This is a genomic window from Bartonella sp. M0192 (genome assembly GCF_016102305.1).
In the GTDB taxonomy this organism is placed as follows: Bacteria; Pseudomonadota; Alphaproteobacteria; order Rhizobiales; family Rhizobiaceae; genus Bartonella; species Bartonella apihabitans.
In genome coordinates this window covers 112,465-137,937 of record NZ_JACFOU010000002.1, presented here as the reverse complement: position 1 = coordinate 137,937, position 25,473 = coordinate 112,465, and the positions used below count along the sequence as shown (strand labels likewise).

27 protein-coding genes and 3 tRNA genes are annotated in these 25,473 nt (G+C 43.7%); 19 read left to right on the top strand and 11 right to left on the bottom strand.

All coding sequences use genetic code 11. The annotated features are described in order from the left end of the window. Window positions 1-6 precede the first annotated feature (6 nt). From H3S82_RS11125 to H3S82_RS11080, 10 genes are all read left to right on the top strand, one after another. Window positions 7-83, top strand: a tRNA-Met gene (locus H3S82_RS11125). Window positions 84-1,056: 973 nt separating this feature from the next. Further along, window positions 1,057-1,824, top strand: a complete 768-nt coding sequence (locus tag H3S82_RS11120) for a phage Gp37/Gp68 family protein (RefSeq protein ID WP_198228394.1) — start codon at window positions 1,057-1,059, stop codon at window positions 1,822-1,824. 38 nt (window positions 1,825-1,862) lie between these two features. Next, window positions 1,863-3,104: a three-Cys-motif partner protein TcmP gene (locus tag H3S82_RS11115; protein WP_198233158.1), complete on the top strand. Its 1,242-nt coding sequence runs from the start codon at window positions 1,863-1,865 to the stop codon at window positions 3,102-3,104. Between the two features lie 225 nt (window positions 3,105-3,329). Next, entirely contained in the window at window positions 3,330-3,737 is a 408-nt protein-coding gene (locus tag H3S82_RS11325; RefSeq protein WP_255519375.1) for an MmcQ/YjbR family DNA-binding protein, read from the top strand. Window positions 3,738-4,180: 443 nt separating this feature from the next. Continuing rightward, a complete protein-coding gene (locus H3S82_RS11105; protein WP_075915077.1) occupies window positions 4,181-4,609 on the top strand; it encodes a DUF3995 domain-containing protein in 429 nt (142 codons plus the stop codon). After that, window positions 4,561-4,815, top strand: coding sequence for an MmcQ/YjbR family DNA-binding protein (locus H3S82_RS11440; RefSeq protein ID WP_369459163.1), 255 nt, complete (start codon window positions 4,561-4,563; stop codon window positions 4,813-4,815). The genes H3S82_RS11105 and H3S82_RS11440 overlap by 49 nt, the downstream gene beginning before the upstream one ends. Before the next feature lie 968 nt (window positions 4,816-5,783). After that, window positions 5,784-6,134 carry a hypothetical protein gene (locus H3S82_RS11095; RefSeq protein ID WP_198233161.1) on the top strand — a complete coding sequence of 117 codons (351 nt, stop codon included), beginning with the start codon at window positions 5,784-5,786 and terminating at the stop codon, window positions 6,132-6,134. A gap of 643 nt (window positions 6,135-6,777) precedes the next feature. Then, window positions 6,778-6,975, top strand: a complete 198-nt coding sequence (locus H3S82_RS11090; RefSeq protein WP_198228398.1) for a hypothetical protein — start codon at window positions 6,778-6,780, stop codon at window positions 6,973-6,975. Between the two features lie 66 nt (window positions 6,976-7,041). After that, the gene (locus H3S82_RS11085) at window positions 7,042-7,410 is read left to right on the top strand and encodes a hypothetical protein (protein WP_198233162.1); all 369 of its coding nucleotides are present in this window, start codon (window positions 7,042-7,044) and stop codon (window positions 7,408-7,410) included. Window positions 7,411-7,446: 36 nt separating this feature from the next. Next, entirely contained in the window at window positions 7,447-7,752 is a 306-nt protein-coding gene (locus H3S82_RS11080) for a tyrosine-type recombinase/integrase (protein ID WP_198228574.1), read from the top strand. Window positions 7,753-7,823: 71 nt separating this feature from the next. Here the strand turns inward: H3S82_RS11080 and H3S82_RS11075 are convergent. Next, window positions 7,824-7,899: transfer RNA gene (locus H3S82_RS11075), tRNA-Phe, on the bottom strand. A gap of 163 nt (window positions 7,900-8,062) precedes the next feature. On the opposite strand from H3S82_RS11075, the gene H3S82_RS11070 reads away from it, so the two are divergent. Then, a tRNA-Glu gene (locus H3S82_RS11070) sits at window positions 8,063-8,137 on the top strand. 157 nt (window positions 8,138-8,294) lie between these two features. On the opposite strand, the gene ureG is transcribed toward H3S82_RS11070, so the two are convergent. The 9 genes from ureG to H3S82_RS11025 form a co-directional block, all read right to left on the bottom strand. Further along, a complete protein-coding gene (gene ureG, locus H3S82_RS11065; protein ID WP_198233163.1) occupies window positions 8,295-8,921 on the bottom strand; it encodes an urease accessory protein UreG in 627 nt (208 codons plus the stop codon). Continuing rightward, window positions 8,918-9,577: an urease accessory protein UreF gene (locus tag H3S82_RS11060; protein ID WP_198233164.1), complete on the bottom strand. Its 660-nt coding sequence runs from the start codon at window positions 9,575-9,577 to the stop codon at window positions 8,918-8,920. The genes ureG and H3S82_RS11060 overlap by 4 nt, the downstream gene beginning before the upstream one ends. After that, window positions 9,577-10,044 carry an urease accessory protein UreE gene (locus H3S82_RS11055; protein ID WP_246786921.1) on the bottom strand — a complete coding sequence of 156 codons (468 nt, stop codon included), beginning with the start codon at window positions 10,042-10,044 and terminating at the stop codon, window positions 9,577-9,579. Before H3S82_RS11055 ends, H3S82_RS11060 begins: the two co-directional genes overlap by 1 nt. A gap of 4 nt (window positions 10,045-10,048) precedes the next feature. Then, on the bottom strand, window positions 10,049-11,758 hold the full coding sequence (gene ureC, locus H3S82_RS11050; protein ID WP_198233165.1) for an urease subunit alpha: 1,710 nt from the start codon (window positions 11,756-11,758) through the stop codon (window positions 10,049-10,051). Beyond that, on the bottom strand, window positions 11,758-12,063 hold the full coding sequence (locus H3S82_RS11045; protein ID WP_077973645.1) for an urease subunit beta: 306 nt from the start codon (window positions 12,061-12,063) through the stop codon (window positions 11,758-11,760). The genes ureC and H3S82_RS11045 overlap by 1 nt, the downstream gene beginning before the upstream one ends. A 44-nt stretch (window positions 12,064-12,107) precedes the next feature. Continuing rightward, a complete protein-coding gene (locus H3S82_RS11040) occupies window positions 12,108-12,713 on the bottom strand; it encodes a HupE/UreJ family protein (RefSeq protein WP_149867483.1) in 606 nt (201 codons plus the stop codon). Between the two features lie 44 nt (window positions 12,714-12,757). Further along, window positions 12,758-13,060: an urease subunit gamma gene (locus tag H3S82_RS11035; protein WP_078040085.1), complete on the bottom strand. Its 303-nt coding sequence runs from the start codon at window positions 13,058-13,060 to the stop codon at window positions 12,758-12,760. 13 nt (window positions 13,061-13,073) lie between these two features. Continuing rightward, a complete protein-coding gene (locus tag H3S82_RS11030) occupies window positions 13,074-13,868 on the bottom strand; it encodes an urease accessory protein UreD (protein WP_198233166.1) in 795 nt (264 codons plus the stop codon). Window positions 13,869-14,018: 150 nt separating this feature from the next. Then, window positions 14,019-14,456, bottom strand: a complete 438-nt coding sequence (locus tag H3S82_RS11025; RefSeq protein WP_149867607.1) for a hypothetical protein — start codon at window positions 14,454-14,456, stop codon at window positions 14,019-14,021. A 107-nt stretch (window positions 14,457-14,563) separates the two neighbouring features. On the opposite strand from H3S82_RS11025, the gene H3S82_RS11020 reads away from it, so the two are divergent. The 8 genes from H3S82_RS11020 to H3S82_RS10985 all read left to right on the top strand — a co-directional run bounded on the left by H3S82_RS11020 (window position 14,564) and on the right by H3S82_RS10985 (window position 23,183). Further along, window positions 14,564-14,863: an NmrA family NAD(P)-binding protein gene (locus tag H3S82_RS11020; RefSeq protein WP_198233167.1), complete on the top strand. Its 300-nt coding sequence runs from the start codon at window positions 14,564-14,566 to the stop codon at window positions 14,861-14,863. Beyond that, window positions 14,796-15,422 carry a hypothetical protein gene (locus tag H3S82_RS11015; RefSeq protein WP_198237155.1) on the top strand — a complete coding sequence of 209 codons (627 nt, stop codon included), beginning with the start codon at window positions 14,796-14,798 and terminating at the stop codon, window positions 15,420-15,422. Before H3S82_RS11020 ends, H3S82_RS11015 begins: the two co-directional genes overlap by 68 nt. 113 nt (window positions 15,423-15,535) lie before the next feature. Beyond that, entirely contained in the window at window positions 15,536-16,699 is a 1,164-nt protein-coding gene (locus H3S82_RS11010; protein WP_198233169.1) for a phosphoserine transaminase, read from the top strand. A 75-nt stretch (window positions 16,700-16,774) separates the two neighbouring features. Beyond that, window positions 16,775-18,379, top strand: a complete 1,605-nt coding sequence (gene serA, locus H3S82_RS11005; protein WP_198225844.1) for a phosphoglycerate dehydrogenase — start codon at window positions 16,775-16,777, stop codon at window positions 18,377-18,379. A 25-nt stretch (window positions 18,380-18,404) separates the two neighbouring features. After that, window positions 18,405-18,893, top strand: coding sequence for a GNAT family N-acetyltransferase (locus H3S82_RS11000; protein ID WP_198233170.1), 489 nt, complete (start codon window positions 18,405-18,407; stop codon window positions 18,891-18,893). A gap of 452 nt (window positions 18,894-19,345) precedes the next feature. Further along, window positions 19,346-20,623 carry a cytochrome c gene (locus H3S82_RS10995; RefSeq protein ID WP_198233171.1) on the top strand — a complete coding sequence of 426 codons (1,278 nt, stop codon included), beginning with the start codon at window positions 19,346-19,348 and terminating at the stop codon, window positions 20,621-20,623. A gap of 45 nt (window positions 20,624-20,668) precedes the next feature. Beyond that, window positions 20,669-21,400: a gluconate 2-dehydrogenase subunit 3 family protein gene (locus H3S82_RS10990; protein ID WP_198233172.1), complete on the top strand. Its 732-nt coding sequence runs from the start codon at window positions 20,669-20,671 to the stop codon at window positions 21,398-21,400. 19 nt (window positions 21,401-21,419) lie between these two features. Beyond that, entirely contained in the window at window positions 21,420-23,183 is a 1,764-nt protein-coding gene (locus H3S82_RS10985; protein WP_198233173.1) for a GMC family oxidoreductase, read from the top strand. Between the two features lie 522 nt (window positions 23,184-23,705). On the opposite strand, the gene glpT is transcribed toward H3S82_RS10985, so the two are convergent. After that, complete coding sequence (gene glpT, locus H3S82_RS10980) at window positions 23,706-25,052, bottom strand: glycerol-3-phosphate transporter (RefSeq protein ID WP_198233174.1); 1,347 nt, start codon at window positions 25,050-25,052, stop codon at window positions 23,706-23,708. Window positions 25,053-25,473 lie beyond the last annotated feature (421 nt).

Here is a 25,473-nt window from a genome sequence, read left to right as displayed (position 1 = left end):
CCTTGGCGCGGGGTGGAGCAGCCCGGTAGCTCGTCAGGCTCATAACCTGAAGGCCGCAGGTTCAAATCCTGCCCCCGCAACCAATCCTTATCTTCCTATCTTTTTACTTACCTATTGATATCCGCTTTCTATAACCGGCAGGGGTGTTTTTGTTGGTTATGATTAAATGATAAGTTCAATGGTTTAGATATTACCATCTTGAAACTTTAGCACCGAAAAAACACTGATAACGGTTAAAAGCTTTGTTAAAAAAGATGAAGACATTTGAGCTGCTGCTCTTATTGAATCAGCTGAGTTTGTCGCTCTGATAGCATTCAAATGCTCGTTGTTTGGCGTTTGTGTAATGCAGAGCAGAAATAACGGCCAATATAATGCTATCGCGCAAATATCAGTATGTTAAAACCTAAATCCTGCTTCGGGAAAAACCAGCTTCGTTACTTGCTAGCGAAACGCCCGTCAAAAACATCCTGCTGAAACACCTCACATGACCATGAGGTAATTAAATTACCTCCTTCAAAATAGTGGCTTCAAATACCCAAGCTGGCAATTGGCCGGATATCTATCGAGTCACCTCCTTGCCGCTTAATAAGTGGAGATCTTGGGCGTGTGTGATGGCTACGGCCTTTATACTGTTCACCTCAGATCCAAATGAAAGCTATCCAGAGGGTCACTTGTCTCTTTGCCTACAGCTGAAATTGATCTGACGTTTGGCAGCAAACGCGGTTTTAAGCCTCACTCAGATAGAATATGCAACGTGTCGATGTCTTGCACTTCCGTACAACGCGTTCTGGTGGGGCTTTGCATCAGGAACCATTGACAATCGTCACTTTACTGCTATCCGCAAAATCTCGTAAACTGACAATCTTCAGTCTAACCCGCGAAAAAGATTGTTTTTTACTAGTATAGAAAAGTCAACGCTTTCGGAATAGACTCAAAACATATTTGCGCTTCAGTCTAATTAGGTGGAGTTCGTTTATTTTTGGACAGTTGGGAAAAGCAAAGTTTTAACTGATTAATGGTATAACAGTGCAATCATATTGTTGAAGGATTGACAAAATGCCGGAAACTAAGATCGAATGGACTGATGCAACGTGGAACCCTGTGGCAGGCTGCTCCATCGTGTCTTCTGGTTGTAAAAATTGTTACGCGATGAAAATGGCAGCCCGTTTGGAAGCAATGGGATCGGAGAAATATGCTGGGTTAACACGAAAATCGGGTGGTAGAATAGTCTGGAAAGGAATTGTACGAGAAGATTGGCAAGCACTTTCAATTCCGTTGAGGTGGAAAAAACCACGAAAAATTTTTGTAAATTCGATGAGCGACCTATTTCATGAACGCGTCTCTGATTCATTCGTAAAACAAGTGTGGCAAGTTATGAGGCAGACGCCACACCACAATTATCAAATTTTGACAAAGAGACCGGATCGAATGGCGCAATTCGTTAAAACGCAAATAGCGGACATATTACCTAATGTTTGGCTAGGCACGAGCGTGGAAAGTTTTGACGTAATAAAGAGAATAGATTTTTTGAGAGATATTCCAGCTGCAATCAGATTTATCTCGTTTGAACCTCTTATTGGCCCCGTTGGCAAGATAAATCTGACAAATATTCATTGGGCGATTGTCGGCGGAGAAAGCGGTCCAAAAGCACGACCTATTCACGAAGAATGGATTGACGACATTTATGACCAGTGCTTAACATATCAAACAGCATTTTTTTTCAAACAATGGGGAACTTGGGGAAAAGATAATAAAAAGCGTTCAAAAAAAGCAAATGGGCGTGAATACAAGGGTAAAATTTGGGATGAAATGCCGATATTTTAAACATAACTGATTATTTTTAATTCATTTCGGGGAAAGAATTGACTAAAAAATCATACGACTGGGAAAAAGGCGCCGAACTAGGTGAACATTCCAAGCGTAAACTTAAAATATTACGTGAGTATTTCTTTAGATATTTAACGGTTAAGTGTGGCAATCCTCTGCAATCCAGTTTCCGACTTGCCGTAGTAGACGGTTTTTCAGGTGCCGGACGTTATAAAACGGGGGTATCAGGTTCACCGCTAATTTTTATTGAAGAATTACAAAAAGCATATCAAAATATAAATGTCCGACGCGCCGTACAAAGACTCAAGCCTATCACGTTTGATTGTATCTTGTTTTTTAACGACGTAGATGCGAGCGCGATTGAACTCTTGAAAATAAATTTGGCGCCTTTGATAATTGACATAAAGGAAAAAAATTCGGGGCTAAATATAAAAATACGGTATTCAAATTGCATATTTGAACAACGCTATCGATATATCAAAGAAGAAATTAATAAATTAAAGATTCAAAATGTAATTTTTAATTTGGATCAATATGGATATACTCATGTAACAAAAGAAATAATTATTGACATTATGAATAGTTTTAAATCAGTTGAAATATTGTTTACCTTTATGATCGGCGGTTTTTTGCAATATGCTTCACCATCGGATATTCCGAAAATACAAAAAAATTTAGATCGAATTGGCATTTCTTATGAAGATTTGAATGCTATTAGAGATATTATTGATAAGAAAGAATGGTTAGGCGCTGCCGAAAAATTGATATTTGATGTCTTTAAGGAATGTTCGACATTTTTCACTCCATTTTCGATCAATCATAAAGATGGATATAAATATTGGTTGATGCATTTCGCGAATAATTACAGGGCTAGGCAGGAATATAATAATGTGCTTCATAACAACGCTCTTCATCAAGCGCACTTTGGTCGTTCGGGACTGAATATGCTTTCTTATAATAGTGAAGATGAAGGGATGCTATATTTATTTGATGAAGAAGATAGAAAGGTTGCGAGAGGACAACTTTATGACGATATTCCAAATTATATTAACCGAAATGGTGGTGCGACTCAGCTTCGAGAATTTTACACGAAAATTTTTAACAATACTCCTGCGCATTCAGATGACATACATAAAGCTATAATTGAAAATCCAGATATAGAAGTTATAACGAAAGCAGGCGGCTTAAGACAAAAATATAATACTATTAGGGCTGATGATTATATAAGGCTAAAAGAACAAAAATCATTTTTTTATTTTTTTACTAGAAAAACATAGTTTAACCGTTATTATTAAATATAATTATTAAATATTTTTTATTTTAGATATAAAATAATATTGATTGTTGTAGTTTGTATAAATATGATCGTAAAAACGAAAAATTGTTGATAAAAATTATAAGAAAAACATATAATTACAATATAATTCAGTTAACTATATTTAAAGAAGATAGATCCAGTATGGTTTTTGCTTATTAGTGAAGGGCAAGAATCAACAATTAGGATGGAAGGTGACTGTAGAGACGATGCTTATAGTCGAGAAAAAGTGTGTACATCGGTTGTACCGCGGCGTGCAATAGGCTGCCGGTTTTTGAGTTTGTTAGACATATTTTCGATTTCGTATGGCTTTTTAAAGCCGTTTCCAACCCCGATTATCTTGCCTAAAAAACCGAAGCGAGCGACAATTATAACTTTTTACTGCTATCCACAAAACTATCATGATCGAATAATCGACATTCCAACCGTTAGAAAATGCCCATCAGTCATGATAGGTAATTTACGTCAGTCAGCCGGCTATTTGCCCGCTTATCACATGAACAAGGATAGTTGGATCAGTATTGTTCTTGATGGAACCGTACCTATGAAAGAAATTTGCGATCTCATAGACCAAAGTTATTCTCTCACTCATTAAGTCGGATTTTATGGTAAAAATAGGGAAATTATTCCTGAGCTTTTTAATCCCTTCGGCCGTAATTGGTGCTTAAAAATATACTTTGAGCCCACCTCAAAAACTGTCTGAATTGAGAACAATAGAGACCAACCCTTTCCATTGAAATCTTTTCAATTCATTATATGCTTCAAATCTCCTGCTTGGAAACCCGCTCTCGTCTCGCCAAAGTAAGCTGATGGATGAACAAAAAGTTTTTTATGGCAGTCTTGTTGAGCAATTGTACAAAATGAAGGATTAGGAGCCGCCTTTTGATTGCAGAATTCTGGTTGAGGCTCGATGGCATTAGGCCATAATGAAGCTGTGAACCGCCTTTTGCGAAAGGAGCCTAACCGGCCAAATCCTTTTGCTACTTATCTCAAATTACTGTTCCAAAAATAAATTCCTTGAAAGGTTGGACCACCGCGATGTTCTATACCATTGTCCATTTAAGCACTGTCATTGTGCTTTTTTTGATTGCCTTGACACATTACTATTGGGTATTGAAACCCGATGCTGAACCATCATCAAAAGTAATTCCCTATATTGAGGGTGTCCCGGCTTTCCATGCAAGCAAATTAGGTACTTTTCTAGTTGCCTCGGCACTGTTGCTTGTTACATTGTTCGTAATGGAATTGGGAGCAGGGATTATCGGCTTGCTGCCAACTTATATATTAAAAATAGGTGGGACTTTGCTTGCAGCCGTTTTTATTGTCAGGGCAATTGGCGATTTTCGGCTTGTCGGTTTTACCAAGAAAATAAAAGATAGCACATTTGCTTACTATGACACGCGCTACTGGTCTCCACTATGTGCATTGATCGGCCTATCGCTGCTTTATATAACGTGGGGCTCCTGACAAAAGATGGCACGGTTTTTAAGCTGCAATCTGTTAGAAGATTGCAGGCTACATGCTTAAGCAGAAGAACAGTGATTTTGAAAAGTAGTTTATTGCCGGCTTATCATATGAACAAGGATAGTTGGATCACTATTGTTCTTGATGGAACAGTATCTATGAAAGAAATTTGCGATCTTATAGACCAAAGCTATTTTCTCACTCAATAAATCAAAATTTTCAGTAAAAATAAGGAAACTTATTCCTCAAGTTTTTAATTCCTGCAGGCGTGATTGGTGCTCAAAAATATATCTCGAGCTTACTTAGAAGATTGGCTGAATTGAGAGCAGAATTATAGAAAACAAACTTTTCCAATGGCACCTTGTCGGTCCATTGCATGGCTCAAATCTCTCGCTCAAAGGAAAACTTAGCCGCTTTCGTCTCGCAAAAGTAGGCTTGTTGTTGAGATACGGAAATTTTTAACTTAACACGTCGGCTGTGTCCGTATGTTAAACTGATATTCGATAACTCATTTCACTTTATAAGCTGCGTTTGAGCCAATGGTTGGCAGAAAATAGGTGAACAAGAATTGCTTGATCGTTCGGATCATCAAAGACATTTACAGTGTGATCCTCTTAAAAACGACTTACGTCTCAATAATATGGAATATCAGTGCAACCGAAATCGAGAAAATAGATGTTCTATTATATATGATTAAGATCTCGGGATAAACGTGAGGCTTGCAATAAAAGTGGAGAAATAGATTTGTGTTAAATGTGCGAGAATGAATGCATCTCGTGCAAAAAATTCTGGAGTCAAAATAACGCAGTTGAAATCGACTTGGTTTGCGAAGCTAAAAAAGGGATCTCTTTACATAAAAGATAGCCGATCAGTGAGAATTGGCAGATGAGGCAATTCCAGAATTTCAGAATAATTAGAGCGTTTTTCGTTCTCTTACTCAAGAGAATAATTAATAAAAACATCAGGATAAAAAGGTGAAAAATTGAGATGGTGCCCAGACACGGAATCGAACCACGGACACGCGGATTTTCAGTCCTTGAATTTTTATTTAAAAATCAATGTGTTACCTATTTTTAATTGTCTTGCTTGGTTGATTGAATAAATCAGTTGGGAGAATAATGTCTAACCTTTTGTTTGACAAACAATGTGATTTAGAACGACAAATGAGACTAACATCATGGCAATTCTCAAGCCGGTCGCGACAAGCAAGATTATTTATCTCGGAACACCTCAGGCTGAACAATCAATTTATAACTCTCTTTCTGATCGCGGTTATGAAATAAGAATCATACCCGCTAGATACCCCACAGAAGCTCAGAGAGCGCGATATGGTGACCGCTTGGCACAATTCATCATAGATGACCTAGAAACGTCTCCTGAGCTTGCTGGTGAGCCTGTATGCACTCGATTTTCTAATGACACTCTTCAAAAAGTTACTGAACAACAGCGAGACGAAGAATTACAGAAGGAATTAGATAAAGTTATGGAGGACAAATATCAAGCTAAAACAAGTTTGATAGACCGTTAAATTTTAATACCCCCCCCCATTAGATAGGATGCCCCCTAAGCCTCCCCTAAAGTTATATCTATAGGTTTACCTTAGGTGTAACTTAGGTGTAACTTAGGTGTAACTTAGGTGAACTTAAGGTGCACCTTCATCATTTTCATTACTAATAAATATTCAATCTCTCTTTTAAAAGAAAGGCATCCCCTTTGGTTGTCTTTAGTGTGTGCTACCAATTAGATTTTGTAGAAAAATCTAAAAAGCTAAATCAATCTTTGAGGAGATCACAATATCCCCATAGCCTTGTGATAATAGCTGCTAAAGGTAATGCTTTAAGATGCTTGGTCATGATAATGGTCATAAGAATGCTTAAAAACACAATAAAACCAATATGTGAAAAAAGATTGTAAATCTTATTCACTTCAAAAATTTCATTTTTTTTATTCTCTTTCTCTATCTTTATATCTGTTTTTTCCTTTTTTGCTTGACTTATTTTTTCCTATCAATTTTCATCATATATTATGCACTATCTTTAGTAGCCGTCTTGTACCAGATCTATAACGGCTGGTTTCATTTAAAGAAGCGCTAATATGTGACAGAAAAAATCTACTTGATTTCATTTCATGTCTATAAAATGGAACAAAAATAAGAACATTGGGAGAACAAAATGTCTAAGTTGAGAAGACTGACGGACAATGAAGCCCCTCAAAAGCCTCACCGCTTGCCACCATCGGTACAGGAACTGAACATTGCAGCACAATTTCTATTAACCGCCTCTTCGTTAATCTCTCGTGGAACTGAAGAAGCACTTGTTAGAAGAGAGGTAAGACATGCGATTTTAATTCTTAAACAAGCTGGTTTTTGATTGACGCGCTTTATTTTGTTGCGGTGGGCAGATATAAAACCAATATCTGATTAAAGGAACCACCAAATGCAAAGCTATAACAAAGTTTCGAGCGAAGCACTAAAAGCCTTACTTAAGCTGGCTATTGAAATGCGGGCTATTGATGGTAATTTTGACGCTAACAAGTTACTTGTTTTAATATCTATTGCTCAGAAAAGCGGTATTGAAGCTACAAAAATCGCCGATGCATTCGACATTTCAAAAGGAACAATGAGTAATGTTATTTTATCATTATCACCCCAGTCGTACCTTCGGGGCGCAAATGGAAAACTAAAAAAGGGTCTTGGACTTCTTATTCAAGAACCTTCTATGAACGACCGTCGGGCTAAAGAATTGCATTTAACACTCGAAGGCAAGCAGTTTATTGATCGTCTAATTAAAATTTTTGCAGGATAAACAAGATGACAAGGGAATACGGCCGGAGGTAGAGGGCTGACGTTCGATCCGGCGGTAAGCGGTTTAAGTTCAACATGGCAAAAAATTAAAATACGACTATTAGCTGAGCATAAAGTGTCAGAAGGGCTAACATTAAAAGGCTTGCGACACACCGTAGCGACGATTTTGGCAGAAATGGGTTTTGACGATCGAACGATTGCAGACATGTTAGGGCAGAAAACTTTGGCAATGGCTCAGCATTATTCGAATCGCGCAAACCGGTCAAAAAAGCTTACAAAAGTAGTTCGACAATTCGAACAAGAGGTAAATGAGCGGCATAAAAAATTGTCTACCCCACGCTAAAAAAGTGTCTACCCCAAAATAACCTAGAGTAAATATAAACCAAATTATATAATCAAATCAAGTAGATGAGATGGTGCCCAGACGCGGAATTGAACCACGGACACGCGGATTTTCAGTCCGCTGCTCTACCAACTGAGCTATCTGGGCAAATCCGATTTTTTAACCGGAGCGCTTGGGTTTATAACATTAAAATTTCGAGTGTCTAGCCTCCAAAACAAAAATATTCAAAATTTGCCCTGATAAGTTCATTTTTTTGGGAATTTGGCATTGCTCTTTGAGTAAACAAGGCTTATTAGCGGCTTTACACCGTGCGCCTATCGTCTAGCGGTCAGGACGCCGCCCTCTCACGGCGGAAACAGGGGTTCAATTCCCCTTAGGCGTACCAATTTTTCTGAATATATCTCTCGTGGAAACTTTATTGAAAAATTCTGGCAAATATCGTTTTGCCTTCGGATGAGCCGTTCGAAGTCATCAGCCTTATCCGCACGGCAGTAAAATTTTTTAAGCCGTGAAAAACGGTTTTCATTTGGGCGTTTTCTTATTTACCGGTTAAAGCCGCCTGCCTGTTCGATAAATCGAATAATGTCCTGAAGCCCTTCTCGGCGCAGCATATCCGTGAAAACGAAGGGTTTGTCGCCGCGCTGGATTTTTGCATCATGGTTCATCACATCAAGATCGGCGTGAACATATGGGGCTAGATCTTTCTTGTTGATGATAAGCAAGTCAGAGCGCGTAATGGCTGGACCGCCTTTACGCGGAATTTTTTCGCCTTCTGCTACCGAAATAACGTAAAGTGTCAAATCGGCAAGGTCGGGAGAAAATGTTGCTGCGAGATTATCTCCACCTGATTCGATAAATATCATATCAAGGTCGGGATGCCGCTTAACCAAATCGTCAATAGCCTGCAAATTGACACTTGCATCTTCGCGAATAGCAGTGTGCGGGCAACCACCTGTTTCCACGCCGATGATGCGGTCTTCCGGCAGTGCCTGAACACGATTGAGGATGAGGGCATCTTCTTTTGTATAAATATCATTGGTAACAACAGCAACCGAATAATGATCGCGCAAGGCTTTGCAGAGCATTTCTGTCAAGGTTGTTTTTCCCGACCCCACAGGTCCTCCAATACCGATACGTAACGGGCCGTTTGGTGAAAATGAAGATGTCATGAACGGAAAATCCTTGAATAAAGTGTTTCGTGGCGCATTGCCATGATGTCGGATAGAAAACAGCATGAACCGAAATCATCAAGTGTAAGCTTATCGCTGTTACCGGTGATAGCAAGAACTGTTTTTTCGAGCTTTGCCATGATTTTGACGCCGTCGCTTTGGCCAAGCGGAACAAGTCTTATTGCTGCTTGTACCAGATTTGACAGGAATGCGTGAAGATAGGCTGTCAGGACAGATGACAACGAAATTTCCATTTGATGTCCGAGAACGCCCACAGCAACCGGATAGGGAAGAGTCTTATAGATTTCTTTTGAAAAACCGGTTTGGGCAACTGCCTTACAAAAAGCTGCGCCTTGTAAATCAATTTCCAGAAAGCGTTCTTTCGAGGCAGCGTTGGCATTGGCTATTTCAACAAGGGCAATAATGGATTTTCCTTGATCGGTTGATCTCCACGTTTCGGCGATCAACACCACGTCATTATGGAGAGATCCGTGATTGGCAAGAGCATCAAGCCAATCAAACAAATCTTCGGCATTTTGAATAGAATTTTCATGGACTGCTTGTTCGAGGCCATGGCTATAGGCAAAGCCTCCGACAGGAAAGACGGGCGAAAAAAGCGTCATCAAACGCAGTAAAGAGGCGTCACCCTGCAACATTAATGATGGTGCCCCGCATGGTCGTGATAAGCTCCGTGGAGTGGTTGAAAGGGAGCTTCAATCTCTTCAATGGCAGCTCCTAAACCTTCAAGCATAGTGCGAATAACCGGATCGCGAGACAGAAGAATCCTATTTTCTTTAATTTCGACAGTTTGATGACGGTTGCCCAAATGCCAGGCAAGTTGGGTAAGCTCAAGGGGAGTTGCCGCTTTGACAGAATAAAGTGGTTCTTTTGCCGCGTGGATGAGAAAATATTCACCATTTTCTGCTTCGAGAACATCACCTTCCGAGAGATGGACGGGTTCTTTCAAATCCACCATAATCATATCGCCATTGGCAAAATGAAGTAATTTCCGGCGGATATGGCGCTCGTCATGGGAGAGTGAAAGTTCACCTGAAGGTGGCAATCCTTTGGCACTGGATGCCGGTATATATTTTGTTGCTCGAAAAGTTTTATAGGACATCATAACCTCAATAAAGGAAATAGCGTTGTGCCATAGGAAGTATCTTTGCCGGTTCGCAGGTTAATAATTCACCATCCGCACGCACTTCATAAGTTTCAGGGTCAACGTCGATATGCGGCGTTGCAGAATTGAGTTTCATGGATTTTTTGGAAATAGTACGGGTGTTTTTGACGGCAACGAGTTCTTTTTCAAGCCCTAGCTTTTCGGCCAGTCCATTATCAATAGCGGCTTTGCTGGTAAAGGTAAGAGATGTGTGTTTGACAGCCTTTCCGAGAGCGCCGAACATTGGCCGGAAGTGAACCGGTTGTGGCGTTGCAATCGATGCATTGGGGTCCCCCATTGGGGCTGCTGCGATCATCCCGCCAAGTAAAACCATCTCCGGTTTTACTCCGAAAAAGGCTGGTGACCAGAGGACAATATCGGCACGTTTACCGCTTTCTATCGAACCGGTGACGTGACCGATTCCTTGTGCAATAGCCGGATTGATTGTGTATTTTGCGATATAGCGTTTCACGCGTTCATTATCGTTGAACCCGCTATCGTTGCCCAAATAACCACGTTGTTTTTTCATTTTATCGGCTGTCTGCCATGTGCGGATGATGACTTCGCCGACACGTCCCATTGCCTGACTATCCGATGCAATAATAGAAAAAGCGCCGAGATCATGCAGAATATCTTCCGCCGCTATTGTTTCCTTGCGTATGCGGCTTTCGGCAAAGGCAACATCTTCGGGTATTTTTGCCGACAAGTGGTGACAAACCATGAGCATATCGAGATGTTCGGCAATGGTGTTTTCCGTATAGGGGCGCGTGGGGTTGGTGGAGGCAGGCAATACATTTTCAAACCCGCAAACACGGATAATATCGGGAGCATGGCCCCCGCCCGCACCTTCTGTATGGAAGGCGTGGATTGTCCGGCCTTTGAACGCAGCAATAGTATCTTCGACAAAACCCGCTTCATTCAAGGTATCGGTGTGGATCATCACCTGCACATCATAATCATCGGCAACACTCAAGCAATTGTCGATTGCAGCCGGAGTCGACCCCCAATCTTCATGAAGTTTGAGCGAAGAAGCACCGGCATTGACCATTTCGATCAAAGCATCAGGGGAAGATGAATTGCCTTTGCCGGCAAGGCCGATATTCATTGGCAAGCTGTCTACCGCCTGTATCATGCGCGCCAAATGCCACGGTCCCGGTGTGCAGGTAGTGGCAAGCGTTCCGTGTGCAGGCCCTGTGCCACCGCCGAACATGGTTGTAACGCCGGAATAGAGTGCTTCGTTGACCTGCTGGGGGCAAATGAAATGGATATGCGAATCAATTCCGCCAGCGGTTACAATTTTCCCCTCCGCTGCAATAATTTCGGTTGCAGGACCAATGATGATGTCGACATCTGGCTGAATATCGGGATTGCCGGATTTACCTATTTTTTCGATAAGCCCGTCTTTCAAACCGATATCGGCTTTGTAGATGCCGGTATAATCGACAATAAGGGCATTGGTGATAACTGTATCCATAGCCCCTTTTTCACGTGAATACTGGCTTTGCCCCATCCCGTCGCGGATAACTTTACCACCACCGAATTTGACTTCCTCGCCATAAGTTGTCTTGTCATCTTCGACAGTTATGAAAAGGTCTGTATCGGCAAGGCGGATATGGTCACCTGTTGTCGGCCCGAACATTTGCGCATAAGCGGCACGCGAAATTTTATGGCTCATCAAAGATCCCCCTGAATTTTTGCACGAAAACCGAAGACGCGTCGTTTTCCCGCTAACGGTATGAGGAAAACATCTTTTTCCTGTCCCGGTTCAAACCGGACTGCGGTACCGGCTGGAATATCAAGGCGCATTCCACGGGCTTTTTCGCGGTCGAACTGAAGGGCAGGATTGGCTTCATAAAAATGATAATGCGACCCCACTTGAATAGGGCGGTCACCGCTATTGCCGACTTTGAGTTTTATCGCGCTACGGCCGGCATTCATTTCAATATCGCCTGCCTCTGTAATAATTTCTCCGGGAACCATCATATTTCTTTCCGATTGTTAGAACGGGTAGCAGGAATTCGATTTCATGCGGCAGCAAAGGCCAGATAAAGTCCTGCAAGAGTGGTCGCAACGCCGCCGATTCTGATTGCTGTTGCACCATTTGACCGGCCAAAAATTTTACCTGCTCCCAAGCCGATTGTAATACCGACGCCGTGAAGCAATGCTGTGGCAATAGAAAAACCGATTCCGTAAGCATAGGCTTCCGAATTTTCAAGTTCGAGACCATGTGCATAACCATGAAAAACCGCAAAAGCACCGACAACGAGCATGGCGGGCATAATGGGAAGATGAATGGCCATTGCCGCAAAGAGCCCCATTGCAATAACAGAAGCAAGAATGACCGGTTCGACATAAGGTAAGGCAATGCCTTTTGTGGCTAGCCAAAAACCGATTGCCATACACACAACAAAACTTGCCGGAACCGCGAGGATAGATTTTCCACCGAGTTGAGCTGCCCATAGGCCAACTGCAACCATGACAAGAATATGATCGAAGCCGGTTAACGGATGTAAAAAGCCGCTTGTAAAAGAGCTATGGTCATGTGGAACACCGGTCAGGTGGGCAAAAGCCGGTGTGGATGTGAAAATCATCAAAGCCGTTATGACTGTCGATCTTGACAAAAGTTTCATGAGAGTTCCCCTCTTCATAGTTTTATATTTTTCAAATGTCGGGCTTAACGTATCGGATGGTGGACAGTGACAAGTTTTGTACCGTCGGGAAATGTTGCTTCGACCTGAATATCTTCAATCATTTCAGGAATGCCTTCCATGACCTGATCACGGCGCAATACGTAAGCACCTTGTTCCATGAGGTCGGCAACGCTCCGGCCATCGCGGGCGCCTTCGACAACAAAATCGCTAATCAATGCAATAGCTTCCGGATGATTGAGCTTGACGCCCCGTTCGAGTCGTTTGCGAGCAACCATTGCAGCCATCGAGATCAACAATTTGTCCTTTTCTCTTTCGGTAAGTATCATTATTCACCCATAGCTAAATTGACCAAAATTTCGGCACATCTGCACCTTTTGTTAGCAGTTTTACCAAAGGAACGAGTTTTTTCCTCAAAGAATAGGAGTCCTTTTCAATAATCCTAGCAAGAAGCTTGCCATTCCATGCAGATACCCCTCCGGATAATCCGATAATATCTCTTGCAGCTCCTTCTTTGCCTTCATAATCATTGGCAATGTAAAGAATTGTGGCAATGGCTTGATTGGCGTTAAAAATTGCAGGACGGGTTGATTGCTGTAAAATATTGCCATTAATTTTAAAGGCTTCAAAATGGACAAGCTCATCGCAAAGGCGAACTTGCCACTCGTCATCAATAAAGCCGTTGGCAACTTTCTCCCCCATGAGTTTCCGGCCGAAAACAAAAGCTTCTACCAGAAGAAGGGCTGCGCCTTCTTCCATCTCGACAGTGATTTTGCGTTTTAGAGCGCCACGATTGAAAAAAATTGTCTCCTGAGGGAGCCAGAACAATGTAGAGTTTTTTCTTAAAGTTAGCGAAATATTGATCTCGGCCGGAAGACCATCAAGCGAGCGATATATTTTTTCGGCGGCTTGGGTGGTAATTGTTGCTTTTGTTTTTTCACCGAGTTCGCATTCCCAGAAAAGCTTGTCGCCGCCGGTTACACCGCCTGCTGTATTGATTTGGACGGCCTCGAAATGGCTGTCGGAATAAAGCGGAAAACGCAATTTCAATGAACCGGATTGATAAAGCTTTTCCAAATATGACCGTTGATCTTTATAAACCGTACTGAACGAAGCGCTGCCTTTCATGCGCTGCATAACGATCTTTTTTAAAGATGAATTTTGCAAGTTATTGCCGTCCCGACGTTTTGGTAAAACTATCGTTGCTTTCAACCTTATATGACAACAGTTCTTCTATAAAACGCAATTTTTATCTTGAACTTGAAGCGACCAACTTGTTGAAAACAGCTATTTGGCAATAACCTCGGTTACATCATAAACTTTGGTCGATTGTGCTTCGGGCGTATGCATCATGGTGACAACCCAATGGATGCGACGCGTATTTAATGGTAAATCCATTGAAATTCCGCCCCCTGTACTGTCCGCACCGGGGTCAGAAAAACCATAAGGATCGCGTCCGTAATTGATGCCGATCGTCGGCATTTTTGAAGTCTGGGCACCTTCGGATGTATCGTTGATTGTAAAATAACGATAGCCGCGACGTTCTGCTGTAAAGGCGGCACGCCTCAGGACATCGGCCGGAATGCCAACTTCATTTGTCGGGCGGGTGTTGAACTCGTAAATATTATCGGGTGATTTGAGCTTGGGGTGAGATTGGCAACCGCTTAAAAACAAAAGCGGAATAATCATAAGGCTTAAGCTTTTTTTCCAATGCAATCGTTTCATTCTGTGCCCGTCCTGTTTTAAAGCTCATCATAGTTTTATTAGCTCTTCCCGACAAGAATGATTATCGTTATCCGATAGACTGACAGTTTTTGAAAGAGAGGTGAATCATGTTTGTCGTCATGGGCGCAACCGGCCATATCGGTTCGGAGTTCGCAAAAAATCTGCTTCGTTCGGGGAGGGATATGACGGTGGTCACCCGTTCTGGAAAACGCGCTGAAAACCTTGTCAAGCTTGGTGCCAGACTCGCGGAAATCGATATTTCCGACTACGATTTGTTCCATGAGATTTTGAAAGAAGCAAGCGGCGTTTATATCCTTAATCCCCCGGCCAATCCTGTTCATGATGTTGATCTTGAAGAGCGCAAAACAATTGCTGCGATTACGCGCGCTCGAAAACACGAATCTTGAAAAAGTCGTTGTGCAGTCGACTTATAGCGCTCAGGAAGGTGACCATATCGGAGATTTAGGAAGCCTTTATTTATTGGAGAAAAAGATTAAAGAGATTTATCCGGAAGCAATGATTGTTCGTGCAGCTTTTTATATGTCCAATTGGGATTTGGCTCTCAATGAAATTGTCGAAAAAGGATGTTTGACCACTATTTATCCCTCCCATTCCATCATTCCGATGGTCGCTCCCCGCGATATTGCCGATTATCTGACAGGGCTTGTTGAAAGTGGAAAGGCTGGCATTCATTATATTGAAGGGCCGGAACGTTACACGGTTCAAGATGTCGCAACAGCTTTTCAAACGGCGCTTGGAAAACCGGTAAAACTTGTAGAAGTAAAGAGGGAAGATATTGAAAATTATTATCTTTCTCTTTCTTTCTCAAAATCAAGTGCAATGTCATTCGCTGCGATGGCGTTAAAGACAATAAGTGGAGATTGGCCGCCTTTGAATAAAATAGAGAGGAAAAGTAACACTTCAACAATACATCGAAAAACTCTGTCTAAAAGTGGTTCCGGTTAAATAATTTGTGATAATCTATTTTTTTACTTGTGTTGAAAGCGCCTTTCGGATAATCACGTCAGCGGGCCACCTCTTCCCAACGAGAGGCGAGCTATCTGAAAGGGTAGAATATTATGACAAATCTAAACGAGCCGGGCGTGCGCCCGAACAATCCCAATTTCTCTTCTGGTCCCTGTGCAAAGCGTCCCGGTTGGACGGTTGAAGCGCTTGCTAATGCGCCGGTTGGCCGTTCACATCGTGCAAAAATTGGTAAAGCCAAGCTGGCAGAGGCAATCAACCTCACCCGCGAAGTGCTGGAAGTTCCTGCAAATTATCGTATCGGCATTGTTCCCGCATCCGATACCGGTGCTGTTGAAATGGCACTGTGGTCGCTCCTTGGAGCACGTGGTGTTGATATGCTGGCATGGGAAAGCTTCGGTTCCGGCTGGGTTACAGATGTTGTCAAACAATTGAAATTGACCGATGTGCGCAAGTTGGAAGCGCCTTATGGTGAATTACCGGATTTGACCAAAGTCGATTTTGATCGTGATGTTGTTTTCACATGGAATGGAACAACATCGGGTGTGCGCGTTCCCAATGCCGATTTTATTCCGGCTGATCGTAAGGGGCTTACGATTTGCGACGCGACATCCGCCGCATTTGCGCAAAATCTCGATTTCTCGAAACTTGATGTTGTCACATTCTCCTGGCAAAAAGTGCTGGGTGGCGAGGGTGCCCACGGTGTGCTTATTCTGGGACCACGCGCGGTAGAGCGTCTTGAAACCTATACGCCGGCATGGCCTCTGCCAAAAATTTTCCGCATGACAAAAGGCGGAAAACTCAATGAAGGTATTTTCGAGGGCGCAACAATCAATACGCCGTCTATGCTTTGTGTTGAAGATTACCTTGATGCATTGAAATGGGCAAAGTCCATAGGTGGTCTGAAAACTTTGATGAAACGGGCTGACGAGAACTTTGCTGTTCTGGACAAATTCGTCAAAAAAACTCCGTGGATCGAATTTCTGGCGACAGATCCGGCAACCCGCTCGAACACTTCCGTCTGCTTCAAAATTGTTGATCCTGCCGTGGTTAAACTCGATGCCGACAAACAGGCAGCATTTGCCAAGGCTATTGTCAATCGTCTGGAAAAAGCCGGTGTCGCCCATGACATAGGCGCCTATCGCGATGCACCGTCGGGTTTGCGCATCTGGGCTGGTGCAACGATTGAGGCCGCCGATCTTCAGGCATTGACGGAATGGCTTGACTGGGCTTTCAAGGCTGAAAAAGCAGCTCTTTAAAAAATAAGATTCCCTTGTAGCGGCTTGTTTCAAGGCCGCTCTTTCCCCCTTTTTACAAAATTTTTGGAGGCCATAATGGCACCTCGTGTACTCGTATCTGATAAACTATCCCCGACTGCTGTCCAGATTTTCAAAGATCGCGGCGTTGAGGTCGATTTCAAACCGGAACTCGGTAAAGACAAAGAAAAGCTTCTCGAAGTTATTGGCCAATATGATGGTCTGGCAATCCGTTCGGCAACCAAAGTAACGGAAAAACTTATTGCTGCGGCAAAAAACCTGAAAGTTGTCGGTCGTGCCGGTATCGGTGTTGACAATGTTGATATTCCGGCTGCTTCACGCCGCGGTATTATCGTTATGAATACGCCATTCGGCAATTCGATAACAACAGCAGAACATGCCATTGCATTGATGTTTGCAGTTGCCCGTGAATTGCCGGCTGCCGATAAATCGACCAAGGCGGGCAAATGGGAAAAAAGCCGCTTTATGGGTGTTGAAATCACCGGCAAAACTCTCGGCATTATCGGCTGTGGCAATATCGGTTCGATTGTCGCAACCCGCGGTGTCGGATTGAAGATGAAAGTCATTGCCTATGACCCGTTCCTTTCGGACGCCCGTGCCAAGGAACTCGGTGTTGAAAAGGTTGAATTGGACGATTTGTTGAAGCGGGCCGATTTTATCACATTGCACACACCGCTTACCGATAAGACCCGTCATATCATCAATGCCGAAACCATCGCCAAGATGAAGGATGGCGTAAGACTTATCAATTGTGCACGCGGTGCGCTGGTTGTTGAAAAAGACCTCGTCGACGCTTTGAAGTCGGGCAAAATTGCAGGTGCTGCGGTTGATGTCTATGAAGTCGAGCCACCAGCTGCCGATGATCCGCTCTTTAGCCTTGATAATGTCGTTTGCACACCGCACCTTGGTGCGTCGACAACCGAGGCGCAGGAAAACGTTGCCATTCAGGTTGCCGAACAAATGTCGGATTATCTCATCAACGGTGCCGTTAGCAATGCAATCAATATGCCGTCGATTACGGCAGAAGAAGCACCGCGCTTGAAGCCGTTTGTCAAACTTGCCGAAGTTCTCGGTGCATTTGTTGGTCAATCGACCGAGGAAGACATCAAGGAAGTCGAAATTCTGTTTGATGGTTCAACCGCTGCCATGAATACGCGCGCGCTCATCAGTGCCGCATTGGCCGGTCTCATCCGCCCGCAACTTGCCGATGTCAACATGGTATCGGCACCGGTTCTCGTTAAAGAGCGTGGTATTATTCTTTCCGAGGTCAAGCGCGATAAATCCGGTATTTTTGACGGCTATATCAAACTGACTGTCAAAACATCGAAGCGCACACGCTCCATTGCCGGAACCTGCTTTGTTGACGGCAAGCCGCGCTTTATCCAGATCAAGGGTATCAATCTTGATGCCGAGGTCGGCCCGCATATGCTTTATATCACCAACACCGACACACCGGGAATTATCGGTACAATCGGTACAATTTGCGGGAAATCCGGCGTGAATATCGCAAACTTCGCTTTGGGACGTAATGAACCGGGTGGAGATGCAATCGCGCTTCTTTACCTTGACGCACGCATTCCCGATAAAGTGCTTGATGAATTGCGCAAGATAAAGGGTATTAAACACACGCAACCTTTGGAATTCGATGTTGCAAACGGTTGATTGAACCGTGAAATATTGGCGTTTAATGAAAGAAAGCGATCTGGCAGATGTCTGCCGGATCGCTTCACTTTGTCATCCGGATTTTCCGGAAGAGGATGCTGTGCTTGAAGAAAAGTTTAATCTTTCTCCTTTGTCCTGCTTTATATTATCCGATAATGAATCAAGCACGGCTAGCGTTTTCGGTTATTGCCTAGCCCATCCATACAAATTGAATTCCATTCCTGCTCTTGATCGCCTGCTTCATAAACTTCCGGAAAAATGCGATACGCTCTATATTCACGACCTTGCTTTATTGCCTGAAGCGCAAGGCGGGGGAAATGGCAAAAAAGCGGTTGAACTTCTGGTCGCTGTCGCTGAGCGGGAAAAATTCGGAACACTTTCCCTTGTTGCTGTTCATGGGTCACAAGTCTTTTGGCAAAAGAACGGGTTTAAATTGGCGGAAGTTTCAGAAATGTTGAAACAGAAACTGCTGACTTATAGCGAAGATGCCCGTTACATGGTGTTTCAACGCTAAAAATTTGGGTGCTGCCGGTTTTCCGCTTTATCGGCCTTGTCTCCTCTTTCTGATCATCCAAGTTCATTTTTCAGGTTTTATTTTGTATTTTTAAATTTGAAATTCTGATTATATTTTGAAACGAAAATAATCAATTACCCGAAAATTTCAAAATTCCATAAAGCTTGTCTATTCATTCTTTGAGTTTTCTTTATGCAGAAAATGATTGGTCGTTACAAATTGCGGCCTCTCGCTCGATAACAAAGAAAAACTGATGAGTTCAAACACGGAACGGCATGCATTGGCAGCATTTTGGATAAAATATTTGATTTTTTGAAGAGTAAAATTATCTAATTCCATGATGGAGAGAAAATAAAAGAAAATTCGCTTTCAGAGCGTCTTTTATCGGAAGTTATACGGTTGATGTAAGAAATCTCGACTAAAAATTGTAGCAGCGGGAAAGGTTATTGTTTATGAAACGCTATTTCCTGTTTGCAGCAATATTATTTATTTTCATAGCTTTATCCATTGTCGGTTATATTAATTTGAGGCCAGCAATTGATGGCGTTGCTCCCCCTTCTTTATCCGGAATAAAAAGAACTGAAATCGAACGTGGTGCTTATCTTGCCCGCGTTGGCGATTGTGTCGCTTGTCACAGTAAAAAAGGCAAAGCGGATTTTTCAGGGGGTGAGCCGCTGCTCACCCCGTTTGGGAAAATTACTGCCGGTAATATCACGCCGGACCGGCAAACCGGCATCGGCGATTGGAGCGATCAGGATTTCATCAATGCCGTCAAATATGGCCGGTCGAAAGCAGGAAAATTCCTCTATCCGGCAATGCCTTATCCGAATTTTGCGCAAGTGAGCAATGAGGATATTCTGGCAATCAAAGCCTATCTTTTCACCCTACCGCCCGTTAAAGCTTCATTGCCGAAAAATGAGCTTAAATTTCCTTTCAATATCCGTTTTCTCGTTATCGGATGGAACACCTTGTTTTTTAAAAAGGATGGCTTTGTTCCGGATCGTCAACAAACAGATGAATGGAACAGAGGGGCATATCTTGTTGAAGGTTTGGGCCATTGCGGCATGTGCCACACACCGAAAAATACATTTGGTGCCGATAAATTAGATAAGCTTTATCAGGGAGCAGTGCTGCAAGGCTGGTACGCGCCGGAGATAACCTCCGATAGCGCGAATGGTATTGGAGCATGGAAAAACGAGGAAGTCGTTCAATATCTTAAAACGGGTAATAATGCCCATGCATTTGCCACCGGTCCGATGGGCGCAGCTGTCAGCAATTCGCTCCAGCATGTGGATGAAAAAGATTTGCAGGCAATTTCTACCTACCTTCAATCCATTTCCGGCTCCGGAGAGATAGGCGTAAAAAAAGCAATGGCGCCGGACAGTCCGGAACTTCAAAAAGGGGCTTTGATATTCAGCGCTCATTGCAGTGCCTGTCACGGCGTTCAAGGTGAAGGAACGAAAAATATCGCACCGGCTTTTTTAAAACCAAGCAGTATAGATGTGCGGAATTTAACAAATCCCGTTATGGCGGTTTTGAATGGCAACCGCGCTACCGCGACAGAAAAGCACCCGACGGCGCCTACCATGCCGAGTTTTCGCAATAGTTTGTCGGATGAAGATATCGCGGCGGTGCTCAATTATATCAGAAATAGTTGGGGCAACAGTGCCGCGCCGATTGGAAAAGATGTGGTTTTCGAAGCCCGCAAGAAAATCCGTGGTGACGGGTGAATAAATGATCAATTTCGTCATCGCATTCTCGTAAAGGAAAAGAGCATGAAAAACAGTGCCGCCCGATTTTCTCGCCGACATTTTTTGATGGCTGGTGCAGCATTTTTGACGTTCACACCAACCATTCCGAGCTTTGCTTCAGTGGTAAACGCGGTGCCAGACTGGATTGCCGGCGATGTCAGTATGCCGGAGGTTTTTCCGGCCGGAAAATGGTATTTCCTGAGACAAGATGAAGTCGAACTTCTCGGAGCAATTGTCGAGCAGTTGATACCGGCTGATGCTTTAAGTATTAGCGGAAAAGAAGCGGGCTGTGTCGAATTTATCGATAGGCAACTTGCCGGTAAATATGGCGATTTTGCAAAATATTATATGGCAGCTCCCTTCATGGAAGGCACTCCCCAGCAAGGAGACCAATCTTCGTTGACACCGCGTGAGCGTTACCGCTTGGGGTTGAAAGCGTTGAGTGAATATTGCGCAAGCAAGTTCGGTCAGTCATTTATCGCCTTGCCCCCCGAACAACGTGACCGTGTTTTGCACGACATGGAAGAAGGCAATATCGCCTTTCAGGGAATAGATGCGAAATCATTTTTTGAAATCGTGTTGCAAAACACCATGGAAGGTTTTTTCGCCGATCCGATTTATGGGGGAAATAAAAACATGGTCAGTTGGAAAATGTTGGGGTTTCCGGGTGCGCGTTACGATTATCGCGCCTTTATTCATCAACATAACCAAAAGCTTGAAATTGAACCGGTGAGTATTGCCAAATTACCGGATTAAACGGGGAAGGGGTTAAGACATGGCGCAAAAATTGCCTGAAGTCGATGCAGTTATAGTCGGTCTTGGCTGGGCGGGTGCTATTATCGCCAACGAGTTGGCTGATGAGGGCTTGAGCGTTGTCGGTTTCGAGCGGGGGCCATGGCGTGATACCGCACGCGATTTCAACATAACGACAGTTCCCGATGAATTGCGTTATAACGACCGTCAGGAATTGATGGTGGAGCCGCGCCAAAGTGCTGTGACTGTGAGGAATAACGTTTCTGAAACGGCTTTGCCCATGCGCCATTGGGGGTCGTTTCATCCCGGCAATGGCATTGGCGGCGCAGGTCTTCACTGGGCGGGAATTACATTCCGTTTTCAGCCGGAAGAATTTCGTTTGAGAAGTCATCTTGAAGAACGATATGGCAAAGGTGCTATTCCGGATTTTCTTTCTTTGCAGGACTGGGGAACCGATTGGCAAGAGATGGAACCCTTCTATGACAGGTTTGAAAAACTTTGTGGAACCTCGGGAAAAGCTGGAAATATCGGGGGTAAAAAAATTCGTGGTGGCAATATGTTCGAGGGGCCACGTTCAAGCGACTACCCAACTCCTCCGATGGATCAGCCTTATGGGCCGGCATTGTTTGCAAAAACAGCCGAAAAAATGGGATATAACTCTTTTCCTGTTCCCTCTTCGCTTCTCTCGCAAGCCTATACAAACGAGCTTGGAGTAAGTTTGGCGCCTTGTACATTTTGTGGCTTTTGTACAAATTACGGTTGCGCAAATTATTCGAAAGCAAGCGCGCTCACCTGTGTCATCCCCGCATTGATGCGGAAGAAAAACTTCACGGCGAGGGTAAATAGCGAGGTCTTGCAGGTCATGCTCGATAGCAACGGAAAGCGCGCAACAGGAATCCGCTTTATCGATGAAGATGGAATAGAATATGAGCAGCCGGCCGATATTGTGGTGGTCTCGGCGTTCACACTTGAAAATGTGCGCCTTATGCTGCTTTCAGGCGTTGGTAAGGCTTATAACCCGATAGACCGGAGCGGTACAACCGGCCGCAATTATGCGTACCAGACGGCCAATAATGTTCAATTGTTTTTCAACGACAAAACGATTTTCAATCCCTTCATTGGTGCAGGTGCTGTCGGCATGGGCATTGACGATTTCAATAATGACAATTTTGACCATTCGGGGCTTGGCTTTTTTGGCGGTGGCAGTATTCGTGTAACGCCGATTGGCGCCGCTCCCATCGCGTTCCGGCCGGTTCCTCCCGATACGCCAAGATGGGGGAAAACATGGAAAGCTGCCACGGTGAAACATTATCTGTCCACAATGTCGATCGGTTGTGAAGCATCGAATTATTCGTCACCGGCAAATTATCTGTCGCTTGATCCGACATATAAGGATCCGCACGGACGGCCACTTTTGCGTATAACTTATGATTACACCGACAATGAACGCAAAATGGCGCTTTATTGCACCGAAAAAGTTGCAGAAATTGCAAAGGCCATGGGGCCTGATCAGATTGTTCAACAGCCATCAAAAGGACATTGGAATTCGGCACCATACCAATCTTCCCACGTTGTCGGCGGCTTTATAATGGGAGCCGATCCGGAAAATAGCAGCGTCAATAAATATCTTCAAAATTGGGATGTGCATAATCTGTTTGTTGTCGGCGCTTCGGCTTTTCCGCAAAATCCCGGTTATAATCCGACCGGAACTGTTGGTGCTCTTGCCTATAAGGCGGCTGATGCAATCAGGCGCTTATATCTGAAAAATCCACGTCCTTTGATATGAGGAAGATGGCCTTTTCATATGCAATATTTTGAAAAGGATAAAAGTTCGCGCATCCGTTCAATGATCAATTTCAGCTTTGATGTTAGGGTGAGTTCCAGTGATTTATCCAAGGCTCCATCAGCTTTGTAGCAACAGTTTTCCGGCGGGGCAGAGCCGGATGAAACGCGGATGGAATGAAGCAAATGAAAAACAGACGGGATATGCGTCTCAAATCATTCGGGTGAGCCTAAAAGGCTCTTTAAAGGAGTAGGATTTCCAATAGTTTTACGGAAAAGCTCAACTTTTATGAATATCACGGATGAAGATAGCTAACTGCTTTATCTGGGAAGTCGCTGAACAATAACAACTTTGTCATTGCCATCGTTATTGGCGGTGGTGCTGAAGGTTGAACCCTTCAGCACCAATCTCGTCAGCAACAAGTTTAAAGAGTGTTTTTACAAAACACTTTTTTCTGTGAAAGACGTCTTCTTTAAAAAACGTCTTCTTTTGTGATTGGCGTCACTTTATCGGATGGAACGCCGATCAGTTTGCTTGCTCTTTAGCATGTTGATTGCGTTCGCCAATCATTTCGATAGCAAGAAGGATGACAGCGATGACACCGCCACCGATCATGAGAAGGAAACCACCGTTCCAGCCGAAATAGTCGACCGTATAACCAACGATCGCGCTAGCAGCAACCGAACCACCAAGGTAACCGAAAAGGCCGGTGAAACCTGCAGCAGTGCCAGCCGCTTTCTTCGGTGCCAATTCGAGAGCATGAAGACCGATCAACATAACAGGCCCATAAATCAAAAAGCCGATAACGATCATGCAGATCATGTCGATATTGGGGTGGCCTTCAGGGTTGAGCCAGTAAATAATGGTGGCAATGGTCACCAATGTCATGAAGAAAACACCGGTTGCACCACGGTTGCCGTGGAAGACCTTATCGGACATCCAGCCGCAAAGAAGTGTGCCGGGAATGCCTGCATATTCATAGAAGAAATAAGCCCAGGACGATTGGTCGACTGCAAAGTGTTTGACTTCTTTCAGGTAAGTCGGCGACCAGTCGAGAACGCCATAGCGCAAGAGATAAACGAAAACATTGGCAAAAGCGATATACCAGAGCAGCTTGTTCGGCAAAACATATTGGGTAAAAATCTGCTTGGTTGTGAGTTCAACCTCGTTCTTTTCCGAATAGTTTTCCGGATAGTCGTTTTTATATTCTTCAATTGGCGGCAGGCCGCAAGATTGCGGTGTATCGCGCATCATTGCAAAGGCGAAAATGGCAACCAGAATGGCAGCAAAAGCCGGCATATAAAAGGCTGCATGCCAATCGTTGAACCAGGCCATACCAAGCATAAAGAGGATTGGAGGAAGACCACCGCCGACATTATGGGCGCAGTTCCACAAAGAAACGATACCGCCACGTTCTTTTTGCGACCACCAGTGCACCATTGTGCGCCCGCAGGGAGGCCAACCCATTCCCTGAAACCAGCCACAAATGAAAAGCAACACGAACATGACGGCAATGCTCGAAGTAGCCCACGGAACAAAGCCCATGATCAGCATGACAACTGACGCGAGAATCAAACCGACGGGCAGGAAAACGCGCGGATTGGAGCGGTCCGAGACTGCCCCCATAATAAATTTTGAAATGCCATAAGCTACAGAAACAGCCGACAAGGCAAAACCCAGATCACCACGGGTAAAGCCTTGTTCGACCAGAGAAGGCATGGCCAGAGCAAAGTTTTTACGTACGAGATAGTAGGCTGCGTAACCGAAGAATATCCCGAAGAAAATCTGCCAACGCAGACGACGATAAAGCGGGTCGATTTCCGCTTCAGGGACACGCGGTTTGTTTGGCGCGTGTTTAAAAATGTTTAGCATGAACTGCCTCCCATAGATATCGACAGAACGCAACCTGAAAAACCAAAGCGTCTCATGTTCAAGCAGCCAAAGCCCCCACCAGATGGACAGGAAAACGTTGCACAGATGTTACATTCCAATGACAATGTGATCCGATTAGTGACCAGTAACACGTTATGTTTTTATGGTGAGTTCAATGAAGATGATTATTGAACAATCCACAACAGTTCTCGAATAAATGGTTAATACGGAAAAGACAATACTGTTAAGTCGACTAATGTCGATAATCAGGCTTTGTGACTAAAACAACAAAATCGTAGATGTTATCTAACATATTGTTTTTAAAGGTTTTTTTTATCTTAAAAATTAAATTAAAAAGATAGAATTTTTAAAAATTTGTTTTTTCAACCTGTTTTTTAGAAAAAATTATTCTCAAAAAAAT